Raw genomic sequence first — 12,281 nt, forward strand, 5'->3', positions numbered from 1 at the left:
ACGCCCTCCCGATCCGTGGTGGCGTCCTCCGCGAAGCGACGGTCACCGGTCGCGTCGGGCACGTACTTCACACAGACAACGATCCTCAAGCTCACGGCCACCTTGTCCTTTCACGCGGGAGGGAACTGAGTTCCCCCACTAGACCACACTCCGTGCCACAGATCCACTCTCGCGGGGGTGTGAGGGGGGACTCAGTTCCCAGGGCGCGGGCCGGTGCGGGCCTCAGGCGGCGCGGCGCAGGCGCAGGGTGGAGTCGCGGTGCGGGCGGGCGTCCGGGTCGGTGACGGGGTGCCCGGGGTGGTCGTGGCGGGCGTGCTCCTCGGCGAGCTCCACGGTCCAGACGGACGGGTCGAGCCGCAGGGAGGCCAGCATCTCCCCGGGGGTGGGGAAGTTCATCTCGGGGTGCGGGTGGTCGTGCTTGACGGGGGGCGCGGCGTGGCTGGTGATCAGCAGCGTGCCGCCGGGGGCGACCGCCGCGGCGGCCCGGCGCAGCACCCGGTCGCGCGGGAACTCGGCGGGCGAGTGGAGGAACTGCGCCGAGACCAGGTCGTACGAGCCGGCCGGGAAGGCGTGCGCCAGGTCGACGCGCTGCCAGTCGATCCGGTCGGCGACGTTCTCGACGGCGGCCCGGGCGGCGGCCCGCTCCAGCGCGACCTGCGAGATGTCGACGGCGGTGACCCGCCAGCCCTGCCCGGCCAGCCAGATCGCGTCCCCGCCCTCGCCGCAGCCCACGTCCAGCGCGTGGCCGGGCTCCAGGCCGGCGGCCTGCACGGTCAGCGAGGCGTTCGGGCGGCCGCTCCAGATCTGCTCGCTCTCGCCGTACCGCTTCTCCCAGAACTCGACCGCCTCGACGGCCAGCCGGGTCTCCTCGGCGACCAGGTCGGCGTTGATCGCGGCGGCCGCGCGCAGCCCGTCGGCGGCGGCGATCGCGACCTGCCCGGCCGGGTCGGTCAGGTTGCCCGCCGCCCAGACGCCGGGGACGCCGGTGGCGCCCACCGGGTCGGTGGTGGCCAGCCGGGTCGCGAACCGGACGCCCTCACGGACCAGGTCGGTGGCCTCCAGGCCCAGATCGGCCAGGAACGGCGCGGTCGCCGCCATCTCGGTGCCCACGGCCAGTGCCTCGCACGCCACCACGGTGCCGTCGGCCAGCCGCACGCCGGTCAGCCCGGCGCCGCCGTTCTCGTCCTTGTCCTCGCTCTCGTTCTCGTTCTCGGGCAGCAGCGCGACCACCTCGCCGGGCACCACGCTCACCCCGCGGGCGGCCAGTTCGCGCCGCTGCCGCTCGTCGAAGGACCCGCCGGTGTGCGCCAGCAGCGTGACGTCCGCGCTCCACTGCCGCCACAGCAGCGCCTGGTGGACGGCGATCGCCGGGTCGGTGGCCAGCACGGCGATCTTCCGGTCGCGGACCTCCCAGCCGTGGCAGTACGGGCAGTGCACCACCTGGCGCCCCCAGCGCTCGGCCAGGCCGGGCACCTCGGGCAGCAGGTCGGTGGTGCCGGTGGTCAGCAGCAGCCGGCGGGCGTGCACGGCGCCGCCGTCCGACAGTTCGGCCCGGAAGCCGCCGTCCGCCTCGCGGCTGACGGACCGCACTTCCGCGTCGTGGAACTCGCCGCCGTACGAGGCGACTTCGGCCCGGCCGAGGGCGACCAGTTCGGCGGGTGGCAGGCCCTCGCGGCCGAGCAGGCCGTGGATGCCCTCGGCGGGCGCGTTGCGCGGCCGGCCGGAGTCGACGACCAGGACCGAGCGGCGGGCCCGGGCCAGGGTCAGGGCGCCGCTGAGTCCGGCGGCGCCGCCGCCGACGATCAGGACGTCGTGGTGGCGGACGGGGTGCGGGTGCTGGTTCGGGTGCTCGTGCTGGTGCGTCGTGGTCATGGTCCGATGGTGCGCCGCGTTCGCCGGATTGACAAACAATGTTGCTGAGGTGGCAAATGGAGGGGTGGAGAGGAGCGAGACGATGGGCGAGGACTTCGAAGCGGTGCTGACGGGCGTCGGCCCCCGGCTGCGGGCGATCCGGCAGCAGCACGGCACCACGCTGGCACAGCTGAGCGAACAGACCGGCATCTCGGTCAGCACGCTGTCCCGGCTGGAGTCCGGCGGGCGGCGGCCGACCCTGGAACTGCTGCTGCCGCTGGCCCGCGCGCACGGCGTGGCCTTGGACGAACTGGTCGACGCCCCGCCCACCGGCGACCCCCGGGTGCGGCTGCGCCCGTTCGTCCGGCACGGCTGGACGTACCTGTCGCTGGCCCGCAACCTCGGCGGCATGCAGGCGTACAAGATGGTCGTCCCGCCCGGCAACAGCCGGGAGAACTGCGAGCAGCGCACCCACGAGGGCCACGAGTGGCTGTACGTGCTCTCCGGGGAGCTGCTGCTGAAGCTGGGCGATCACGAGGTGGTGCTGAAGGCGGGCGAGGCGGCGGAGTTCGACACCCGGACGCCGCACCTGTTCACCAACGCCGGGCGGACGCCGGTGGAGTTCCTGAGCCTGTTCGGACCGCAGGGGGAGCGGGTGCACGTGCGGGCGCGGACCGCCAACAAGGCTGAGAGGGAAGGCGGCTGACGGAGCGTCAAGCGTGGGACGCCGCGCCCGCGAGGCGGGCGCGGCGTCCGGACGGGCTGCGGTGGATCGTCAGTTGACGAAGACCGTGCCACCGAGGGTGGTGTCGGTCACCGGGCCGTAGGCGGCCGAGAAGCTGATGCTGGCGAAACAGATGCTCGGGCCGGACAACTTGGTGAAGCCCTGGTTGGCCATGGTGATCTGCGCGGGGGAGTTGGTGGCGTTGCCGTGGAGGGCGCCGCCGGTCGAGGAGTAGGTGCACAGGGCGTTGCCGGCCAGGGTCTTGAGGTTGACGACGGCCTGGATCGAGCCGCTGAGGGTGACCGGGAACCCGGCGGAGTCGGAGATGCTCAGGGTGTAGGGCAGGTTGCTCATGGTCAGGCTGTTCACGCCGCTGACACCGACCACGTTGGAGGTGCAGCCGGAGAAGGTCAGGGTGCCGACCGGGCCGGACGCGGTGGCGGAGCCGGTGGCGAGCGGGTTGGCGCTCACGCTGCCGCCGATGGTGGAGGCGGTGCACTTGACGCCGGTGGTGGTGCCCGGGTTGTACATGGTTGCCAGGGTGCCGCTGACCAGGTTCGCGGACAGGGTGTCGCCGACCCCGACGGGGGTGGCGGTCCCGGCGATGGTCAGCACCGGGGTGCTGCCGGCCGCGTCGGCCGAGGCGGCCGGCAGCACGGCGAGGGCGCCGACGGCGACGAGGGCGGCGGCGCCGGCCAGGGTGCGGTTGCGCATGAGGGTTCCTTCCGGTGGGTGGGGCGGATCGGACGGAGCTGCTCCGGCGCGCTCGCCGGAGCGCGTGCCGGCCCCGTGCTGGGGACGGGACGGCACGGGCAGGTGGGGGATTCGAGCGGTGGACTCCGCCGGCGGCGGCGGGGGTTCGTCGAGCGGCTGGGGGAGTCGCGGCGGGTCAGTGCGCGGCGCTGTCGTTCAGCGCGGCGGTGAGGTCGGCGATGTCGGTGTCCAGCACGAAGGTCGCGTTGGTCTGCTGGAAGCTCACCGAGTCCTTGCCGGGAGCGGCGGGCAGCCCCATGGTCCAGTTGATGATCTGGTTCAGCGAGCCGAGCAGGCCGCACCCGTTGGCGCCGGGCACCGCGAAGGTGTTGTCGACCAGTGAGGCGTTGGTCTCCGAGATCGCCAGCGCGTTGTGCCCGTTGGGGTCCGCGTCGTAGCTCAGGGTGCCCGGGTCGCCGGTCATCGGCGGGGTGGAGCCGACCGGGGTGGTCGAGCCGGTGGTGGGCTTGAGCAGCAGCGGCGCGGAGTCCGAGCCGACGTAGCAGTGCCCGCCGAACAGCGCGTTGTACAGGTGCAGTTTGATCGGCAGCTGGAACACCGGGTACGGCTCGCCGGTCGCCAGCGGAGTGAACTTGGTGACCGGGCCCGCGAGTTCGACCTGCGCGAAGACGCTGGTGATGCCGGGCAGGTAGTTCTGGATGCCCGGGATGTTGATCTGCACCATCGGCGCGCTGAGCAGCGGGGCGCCGGTCGGCGGCACCACGGTGTACTGGTTGGCGGTGCTGCCGTCCGGGAACGACACCTCGGGCGCGGACTTGTCCCAGTAGAAGCCGAACTGCAGCGTGATCGGAGAGTTGAACGGCACCACGGTGTTGCCGAGGGTGAACTTCCCGGCGTTGGTCACCGACACCAGGCAGCCGACCTGGAGGTTCGCCGGGTCGTGCATGGCCGGTGCGGCGAGCGGACAGTTGCCCATGCCGGTGTACGGCGCGCCGGGCGCGGCGGCGCCGGTGGTGGCCGAGGCCGGGGCGACGCCGGCCAGCAGCGCGGCGGAGGCGAGGGCGGCGGCGGTCGGCAGCAGGCGGCGGAGCCGGCGCCGGGGCGCGGCGGACGGGGCGGCAGCTGCCGGGTCGGGGAAGGCTGAGGACGCGGGGGAGGTGTGCATGGCGGGGCGCTCCTGACGGCATGGGGATGGGGGAGCGGGGCGGGGAACCAGTGCGCTCGACGCCACGAGCGACCGGGCCGAGGCGCACGACTGCCACCGTCGCGCCGGTGCGGTCCGTCGTACCGGGAAACGCTCCGTCGTACCGGGAGCCGCGGCGCCCCCGTACGGGGACCGCGCCGGGCCGGAGCGGGAACGACCCGGTGGGCACGGTGGGGACACCGTGGTTACCGCCGGGTACCCGCCAAGTTCTAGGCGCCGCTCGGCCCCAACGTCAAGGCAGTGCGCGGAAGTTGGAAGGGAGATGAGCGGAGTTGGAGCGGCTTTGGGCTCCAATTGCCCCACCAGTAACAGGAGTTGACTGTGGTTCCGGAATTCCCGGGCGGTGCGCGAAGTATTGACCGGCCATGTACCCCGGGGTAACTTCCAGTCAGCCCGCCGGTTGTGAGAAAGATCGTCAACTGCACTGCCAGCCACCACAGTTGGCGATCCCGGTCCACGCCAGGCCCACCCGCACCCGACGGAGCCGCGGATCCCCCACCCGACCCTCTGGAGCTGTCCATGGCACCCTCCGCAGAACAACCCGCCGCCACCTCGACCGGGCGCGGCCGGGTCCGGCTGCGCCGCGCCGCACTGATGGCGGTACCGGCCTGCGTGGCCGCGGGCGTCCTGGTGACCCTGACCGCGCAGAACGTCCTCGCCACCCAGTTCGCCATCTCCGGCATGGCCTTCCAGGTCACCGCCGACAGGCTGGACGGCACCGGGTTCGAGCAGTTCGGCACCCTCGACAACATGATCGAGAACAGCCCCAACGCCGGCGACACCGGCGGCCAGCTGTTCCTCATCCAGACCGTGGTCAAGAACGCCTCCCTCACCAAGCTCTGCCAGAGCGTCAACCTGGGCGGCATCAACCTGCTGATCACCGCCGGCGACAAGGGCACCCCCGTCACCGCCGAGAACCTCACCACCGACTCCGACCTGATGAGCGGCGAGGCCGAGTTCAAGGGCCTCGAAGTCGGCCGCGACGCCAGCACCTTCGACAAGGGCGGCGTGGCCGGCCCGCCCGGCATGTTCGGCCAGCAGGGCGACACCGTGGCCGTCGACCACTTCCGGCAGCAGAACTACGCCACCACCGCCGGCGTCTTCCGGCTGCCCAACATGCACCTCAGCTTCAGCACCGATGGCTGCTGAACCCGGACCGGCACCGGACCGGGCGGCCGACACCACGGCCGCCCGGCCCGCCGACAGCGACGGGACCGCGGCCACCGCCGGGGCTGCCGCGGCCGCCCCGACGCCGCCCGCCCCGCACGGCTTCGCCGGCTGGCGCGGACGCCGACCGTTCTGGGGCGGCCTGCTGGTCGTCCTGGCCGGTGCGGAGATCCTGTTCACCGAGAAGGCCCCGATGCGCATGGTCATCCGCATCGGCGCGCTCGGCCTGGCCGGCTACATCGTCCCCGCGATCATGGTGCTCTGCGGGCTGCTGCTGATCTTCCACCCCGTCCAGCGGGTCTTCTACTCGCTGCTCGCCGTCCTCGCCACCCTCGGCAGCTGGGTCACCTCCAACCTCGGCGGATTCTTCATCGGCCTGCTGCTCGGCCTGACCGGCAGCAGCCTCGCCTTCGGCTGGCTCCCCGACCAGCCCCGGCGCCGCCGGCTGCTGCGCCGCCGACCCGAACCCGGTCCCGGAACGGGACCCGGAGCCGGAACGGGACCCGAGCGCGGAACGGGGCGCGGCACGGGACGCGAAGCCACCCCGGCCTGACCGGGGCGGCGTCCGGCGGAGGAGCGTGGCCGCCGCCGGACGCCCCGGCCGCGGCCCCCGCGCACCGAGCGGGCGGGGACCGCGGCCGGGCCCCGGCGCCCGACCGGCGCCGCTTGGTACCTTGGGCGGCTGACGGCCCGTGACGGGACGCGACGGCGCGGCCGGAGGCGGCGGACGGAAACGAGGGGTGCGCGGTGCGGGTACTGCGGTGCGGCAGCGACGCCGTCCTGATCGAGGCCGAGGACGCCGAACAGGCGCAACGGCTGCACACCGCCCTGCGCGACGCCCCGCCCGTCGGCACCGGCGAGCTCGTCCCCGCCGCCCGCACCGTCCTGGTCCGCTACGACCCGTCCGCGACCGACTGGCAGCGGCTGCGCGCCGCCGTCACCGCACTGCCGCTGCACGAGGTGCCGCCGGCCGAAGCCGCCGAGACCGTGCGGATCCCGGTCCGCTACGACGGCCCCGACCTCGCCGAGGTCGCCCGCCTGGCCGGACTGACGCCCCGGCAGGTCGTCGAACGCCACACCGCCGCCCGCTACCGCGTCGCGTTCTGCGGCTTCGCCCCCGGCTTCGCCTACCTCACCGGCCTCGACCCGCGCCTGCGGGTGCCCCGCCGGGCCGAACCGCGCACCCGCGTCCCCGCCGGGGCGGTCGCCGTCGCCGACGAGTACACCGGCGTCTACCCCCGCACCTCACCCGGCGGCTGGCAGCTGCTCGGCACCACCGACCTCCCGCTGTGGGACCAGACCGCCGACCCGCCCACCAGGCTGCGCCCCGGCACCGCGGTGCGCTTCGTCGCGATCGGCGAGCCCGGGCGGCCGGCGGAGAGCGGGGGGACCGGCGAGGACGGGGAGGCGGTGCGGCCGTGAACGGGGAGCCGGGAGACGCCGTACCGGAGCGGTGCGGGGCATCGGCGGCGCCGGACGCCGCCGACGGGCGCTCCGCGCTGCTGGTGGTGCGCCCCGGGTACGGGGCCACCGTGCAGGACCTGGGACGCCCCGGGCTGGCCGCGCTCGGAGTCGGACGTTCCGGGGCCGCCGACCGGGGCGCGCTGCGGCTCGCCAACCGCCTGGTGGGCAACCCCGAGGACGCCGCCGGGCTCGAAATGCCCCTCGGCGGCGTCGAGTTGGAGTTCCGCCGGGCCGCCACCTGCGCGCTCGCCGGAGCCGACTGCCCGGCCTGGGTGAACGGCCGCCCGGTCGGCACCCGCACCCCGCTGGCGGTACCGGCCGGGGCCCGGCTGCGGCTCGGCACACCGGTGCGCGGCCTGCGCGTCTACCTCGCCGTCCGCGGCGGCCTGGACGTCCCCGCCGTCCTGGGCTCCCGCGCCACCGACACCCTCGCCGGACTCGGCCCCGAACGGCTGACCGCCGGCCTGCTGCTGCCCGTCGGCACCGCCGCCACCGGCTGGCCCGCCGCCGAACACGCCCCGCGCCGCGACCGGACCGGGCCCGTCGTGCTGCGGGTCGTCCCGGGCCCGCGCGACGACTGGTTCACCGCCGCCGCGCTGCGCGCCCTGTGCGGCGAGCCGTACACCGTCACCGCCGACAGCGACCGGATCGGCATGCGGCTGGACGGCCCCGCGCTGGAACGGGCCAGGGGCGGCGAACTGCCCTCCGAGGGCATGGTGGCCGGCGCGCTCCAGGTGCCGCCGTCCGGCCGGCCGATCCTGTTCCTCGCCGACCACCCCGTCACCGGCGGGTACCCGGTGATCGCGGTGGTCCGCCGCGCCGACCTGGACGCGGCCGCGCAGGCCCGCCCCGGCGACCCGCTGCGCTTCCGGCTGGAGGACGCCGGGCGCTGACGGGCGGGGCGCCGGGGGACGGGCGCCGACGGGCGGCCGGCCGGTTCAGCCGAGGGTGACGACCTTCGCCCAGGACGGCGGGTCGTCCGGGACGTAGGCCGGGTCGTCCTCGTCCACGACCCGGCGGCGCGGGAACAGGCCGACGACCGTGCGGCACGGCGGCGGGGCGCTCGGCCACGGGGTCTGGCCGTCGGTCAGCACGACCACCACGTCCGGGGCCGGGCGCCGCCGCAGGGCGGCCGCGAAACCGGCGCGCAGGTCGGTGCCGCCACCGCCGACGAGTGCCAGCCCGCCCGCGTCGGCCACCTGCTGGACGGCCCGGGCCGCCGCGTCGCAGGAGAGCACCGAGACCAGCTCGCGCCGCCCGCCCACCGCGCGCAGGATCGCCGCGGTCTCCAGCAGCGCGGTGCCCAACTCGGCGTCGCTGACCGACCCGGAGGTGTCGACGACCACCGCCACCCGGGGCGGGCGGTGGCGCAGCGAAGGCAGCACCACCCCGGGCAGACTGGTCGAACGGCGGGCCGGCCGACCGTAGCTGTAGTCCGCGCCCGCGCCCGCCGCCGCGACCACCGAGCGGATCGCCGCACCGAGCAACCGCCGCCAGGGCTGCGGCGGGTGGAACACCTCGTCGGCCCAGCGCCGCCAGCCCGCCGGGGTGTCACCGGGCCGGGCCAGGATGCCCTGGGCGACCCGGAAGCGGACCAGGTCGCGCTCGTGGTCGGCCAGGCCGCGCGCGCCGTCCGGGCCGAGCTCCCACTCGCGCTCCAGGCCGTCCGCGCCGCTGCCGCACTCCAGCCACACCAGGCGCTGGTACTTCGTGTCGATGGTGAACTGCCGCAGGTAGTCCTCCATCAGCCCGTCCCCGGCCAGGCCGAGGGTGGCCGGGTAGACCGCGTCGGCGGGCCGGACCAGGCCGTCGCCGAACGCGTCGTCGTTGATCTCGCAGTCCGCGGCCAGGTTGACCCGCAGCCGGTCGGCGGGCCCGTCCAGGTCCAGCGCGCGCATCGCCAGGTCGCCGCGCCGGGCGTGGTCGCGCAGCAGGTGCGAGACCTCGTGGACCCAGACCGAGGCCAACTCCTCCTCCGGGGTGCGGTCGACGAAACCGGGCGAGACGTAGCACCGCCAGTACCGGTCCACCGCCATGGTCGGCACCCGGCGCGACTCCACCACGTGCATCGCGAACAGCGCGGTCGCCAGGTACGGGCGGGCCCGCACCGCGTGCAGCCGGGCCGCGAACAGCTTCCCGGTGTCCAGCCGCAACGGCGTCCGGACGGCCGCCGGTCCGGCGCCGGGCGCGCTCATCGGCGGCCCGCCCCGGTGCGGACGCGGGCCGCCGAACGCTCGGCCCGGCGGACGACCTCCAGCGCGCCCGCGAAGCGGTGGATCAACTCCGGCACCTCCCACGAGTCCTGGCGCAGCGAGGCGAGCGTGGTCACCGGCACCACCAGCACGTCGGGCGGGCAGCTCTCCAACGCCCGGGCCATCAACGCCCAGGCGGACTCCCAGCGTTCACGGGTCGGACGGGAGCGGACGGCGGCCACCACGCCGTCCAGCACGGCCTGCCGCAGGTCGCCCCGCTCGGGCAGCACGGCGGCGGCCGGATCGGCGAGCAGGTCCTCGGGCGCGGGCAGGTCCATCCGGTCGACGGCGGCCAGGAGTTCGAGCCCCGGCCCGTCGCCGACGGTGCCGCGCACCAGCAGCGACAGCACCTCGCGGGAGGAGCCGGCCGCCGAACCGAACGCCAGCAGCCGCACCGTCATCTCCCAACTGCGCGGCGACGGCCAGGCCTTGCCACGGCGGGTCTCGGCGGACGGCAGCCGGTGGGTCAGCTCGGGCCGGACGGTGAGCAGCCCGCACACCGCACGGCGGGCGAACTCGACGGCCGTGGACAGCCGTTCGGGATCGAGCCGGGGCAACTCGGCCCGCGGCCACACCCCGCCGAGACCGCGCACCACCACCTGCGCGTCGTGCACCCAGTCCAGGTGGACGAAGCGGTTGGCCAGCGGCGGACTCAGCTCCCAGCCGTCGGCGGCCGAGGCGCGCGGGTTCGCCGCCGCCACGATCCGCACCCCCGGCGGGAGCCGGAGGGACCCGATCCGCCGTTCCAGGACCAGCCGGAGCAACGCGGCCTGCACGGCGGGCGGGGCGGTGGACAACTCGTCGAGGAACAGCAGCCCGCGGCCCTGCCGGACCAGCCGCACCGCCCAGTCCGGCGGCGCCAGCGGCACGCCCTGCGCGGCCGGGTCGTCACCGATCACCGGCAGACCGGAGAAGTCGGACGGCTCGTGGACGCTGGCGATCACCGTGGTGAGCGGCAGGTCGAGTTCGGCGGCGAGCCGGGTCAGCGCCGCGGTCTTGCCGATGCCGGGCTCGCCCCACAGCAGAACCGGCAGGTCGGCGGCGACGGCGAGGGTCAGCGCCTCGGTCTGGAGGTCCTGGCGGGGCTCGGTGCTGGACTCCTTCAGGAGGTCCAGCAGCCGTTCGGCGACGGCGAGTCGGGGCGGGAGGAGAGGAGCGGCCCGGGGAACGGCCCGGGGAACGGGCCGGGGATCGGACTGGGAATCGGACTGGGGACCGGACTGGGGCATGACGGAAGAAGGCACGGGTGATCCACCTGGGGTCGGGGAACGGGTGACGGGAGGTTCGAGGGCACGGCGGCGGGGCAGGGCGAGGAGCTGTCAGCCCTACCGGCCGTTCCAGTGCTTCCGGGAGCGGGTGGGCGCGCGGTGCGGCCGGCCGTGCGGGCGCGGGTCGCCCGGCGCGTGGACGGGAGCGGTGTCGTAGCGGCTGCGCCCGGGTTCCAGGCCGGCCGCGTGCAGGCTGTGGACCAGGCGCCGCCAGACGTCGTCCTCCAGCGCCTCGGCCAGCGGCCCGGCGCGCAGGACGGCCTCCGCGCCGACGAGCCGGCGCACGGCGGCCAGCGCCCCGTCGCGGTCGCCGTGCAGCAGCCGCTGCCGGATGGCGTCCAGGTCCTCCGGCTGCCGGTGCGCGCGGTCGATCGCCCGCAGGCACGGCAGCGGGGGCCCGCCGAACGCCGCCAGCACCTCCTCGCGCCGCAGCTGCTCCGGGTCGTGGTCGAGCGGGACGAGCACCCCGTCGACCACCGCGATCCGGTGCGTCGCGCCACGGCACTCCACCGTCAACGGCCCGTCCCCGTCCGAGCGCCGGGTGCGGTCGGGAACGGCCGGCCGGTGGCCCGGCACGAGCGCGGCGGCCACCAGCGGATGCAGCGCGTCCGGCCCGATCAGCCCGGCGCGGAGCAGCAGCAGGTCGGGCGGCGTCCACGTCGCCGCGTCCGGCAGGACGGCGAGGCCGCGCGCCCGGTGCCGGGTCGCCGTCCAGGCGGACGGCGGTGGGTGCGGCGGCCCGGCCGGTGGCGCGTTCCGGGGTGCGGCCGGTGGACCGCCGAGCAGCAGGTGCCGCCGGTGGGCGAGCCGCACCGAGACGGGGGCGTCGTCCGGCAGGCCGTCCGCCGCGCGCACCAGTCGGGCTTCGAACTCCCAGGCCGCGTAGGCGAGGTGACCATCGGTCAGTTCCGCCGTGCGGGCGGCGAGTTCGAGGGCTCGACGGGCGTCCCAGAGGTGCCGGTGCAGGTCCAGGCGGAAGCGCGGGTCGGGGCGCGGCCCGGGGGGTCCGTCCGGGCGCCCGTCGGCGTCCCACAGCGCCAGCGTGACGCGTTGGCCCGCCGCCGCGCAGCCGGGTGCGGTGCGGGCCACCAGGTGCAGCGGCGCCCCGTCCCCGTCGCGCGGGTAGCGGGCCAGGGTCAGCGTCAGCCCGGGCCGCAGCACCCCGTCCGGGGCGATCCGCGGCAGGTGCCAACGCAGCAGGTCGGGGGCCAGGTGCCGCAGGTCGGCGCGGAGCCGCCCGGTCAGTTCCGACCCGTACGTGCGGGTGACGGCGCGCGGTTCGAAATCCGGATCGCATCCGGCCGCCGCGCAGGCTCCGCCCCAATCACCCAGCGCACGGCGGGCGGTGGCGGTCTCGATCATGGTCGGGGGGACGGCGAAACGCCGGACGCGCGACCAGAAGCTGTTGCGGGTGTCCTCGTCCAGGAGGGAAGTGGCGTCCATCAGCACGCACTTCGGAAGGACGGGACCTCCAATCCGTGAGTAGTCATCGCCGGTGATCGTAGCCGCAGATCGGCGAACTGTCAGCCCTGTTGCGCCGACCCGGCCCGCTTCCCCGCCGCCGCCCAGGCCCGCCTGCCCGCGTGCCGCCCCGACGTAAGGTGGGCGGCAAGGGGCCGCAGCGGCCCGGGGCGGAC

At 75.6% G+C, this 12,281-nt stretch carries 11 protein-coding genes and 1 pseudogene; 5 read left to right on the forward strand and 7 right to left on the reverse strand.

Translation table 11 applies throughout. The features are described from left to right. Positions 1-95, reverse strand: a pseudogene (locus OO48_RS37735) (electron transfer flavoprotein subunit beta); the annotation flags it as partial. A 127-nt stretch (positions 96-222) separates the two neighbouring features. Next, on the reverse strand, positions 223-1,872 hold the full coding sequence (locus OO48_RS29450) for a methyltransferase domain-containing protein (protein WP_051733076.1): 1,650 nt from the start codon (positions 1,870-1,872) through the stop codon (positions 223-225). Between the two features lie 82 nt (positions 1,873-1,954). On the opposite strand from OO48_RS29450, the gene OO48_RS29455 reads away from it, so the two are divergent. Next, complete coding sequence (locus tag OO48_RS29455; RefSeq protein ID WP_033221799.1) at positions 1,955-2,557, forward strand: helix-turn-helix domain-containing protein; 603 nt, start codon at positions 1,955-1,957, stop codon at positions 2,555-2,557. Positions 2,558-2,626: 69 nt separating this feature from the next. Here OO48_RS29455 and OO48_RS29460 read toward each other — a convergent pair whose 3' ends face one another. After that, positions 2,627-3,289: a hypothetical protein gene (locus OO48_RS29460; protein ID WP_033221801.1), complete on the reverse strand. Its 663-nt coding sequence runs from the start codon at positions 3,287-3,289 to the stop codon at positions 2,627-2,629. Positions 3,290-3,464: 175 nt separating this feature from the next. Beyond that, positions 3,465-4,454: a hypothetical protein gene (locus tag OO48_RS29465; protein ID WP_033221803.1), complete on the reverse strand. Its 990-nt coding sequence runs from the start codon at positions 4,452-4,454 to the stop codon at positions 3,465-3,467. 558 nt (positions 4,455-5,012) lie between these two features. Between OO48_RS29465 and OO48_RS29470 the strand changes: the two genes are divergently transcribed. The 4 genes from OO48_RS29470 (at position 5,013) to OO48_RS29485 (ending at position 8,017) form a co-directional block, all read left to right on the forward strand. Continuing rightward, positions 5,013-5,642 carry a DUF6230 family protein gene (locus OO48_RS29470; protein ID WP_033221804.1) on the forward strand — a complete coding sequence of 210 codons (630 nt, stop codon included), beginning with the start codon at positions 5,013-5,015 and terminating at the stop codon, positions 5,640-5,642. Then, on the forward strand, positions 5,632-6,213 hold the full coding sequence (locus OO48_RS40295) for a DUF6114 domain-containing protein (RefSeq protein WP_063830762.1): 582 nt from the start codon (positions 5,632-5,634) through the stop codon (positions 6,211-6,213). Before OO48_RS29470 ends, OO48_RS40295 begins: the two co-directional genes overlap by 11 nt. A 194-nt stretch (positions 6,214-6,407) precedes the next feature. Continuing rightward, positions 6,408-7,082 (forward strand): 5-oxoprolinase subunit PxpB, encoded by a 675-nt coding sequence (pxpB, locus tag OO48_RS29480; RefSeq protein WP_081952472.1) that lies wholly within the window; start codon positions 6,408-6,410, stop codon positions 7,080-7,082. A gap of 77 nt (positions 7,083-7,159) precedes the next feature. After that, positions 7,160-8,017, forward strand: coding sequence for a 5-oxoprolinase subunit C family protein (locus OO48_RS29485; RefSeq protein WP_033221845.1), 858 nt, complete (start codon positions 7,160-7,162; stop codon positions 8,015-8,017). 45 nt (positions 8,018-8,062) lie between these two features. Here the strand turns inward: OO48_RS29485 and OO48_RS29490 are convergent, their stop codons facing one another. The 3 genes from OO48_RS29490 to OO48_RS29500 form a co-directional block, all read right to left on the reverse strand. Next, entirely contained in the window at positions 8,063-9,319 is a 1,257-nt protein-coding gene (locus tag OO48_RS29490) for a vWA domain-containing protein (RefSeq protein WP_051733078.1), read from the reverse strand. Then, complete coding sequence (locus OO48_RS29495) at positions 9,316-10,605, reverse strand: AAA family ATPase (RefSeq protein ID WP_106970448.1); 1,290 nt, start codon at positions 10,603-10,605, stop codon at positions 9,316-9,318. Before OO48_RS29495 ends, OO48_RS29490 begins: the two co-directional genes overlap by 4 nt. A 96-nt stretch (positions 10,606-10,701) precedes the next feature. Then, the gene (locus tag OO48_RS29500) at positions 10,702-12,087 is read right to left on the reverse strand and encodes a hypothetical protein (protein ID WP_051733092.1); all 1,386 of its coding nucleotides are present in this window, start codon (positions 12,085-12,087) and stop codon (positions 10,702-10,704) included. Between the last annotated feature and the right edge of the window lie 194 nt (positions 12,088-12,281).

Origin of the sequence: Kitasatospora phosalacinea (assembly GCF_000716545.1) — a bacterium.
In the GTDB taxonomy this organism is placed as follows: Bacteria; Actinomycetota; Actinomycetes; order Streptomycetales; family Streptomycetaceae; genus Kitasatospora; species Kitasatospora phosalacinea.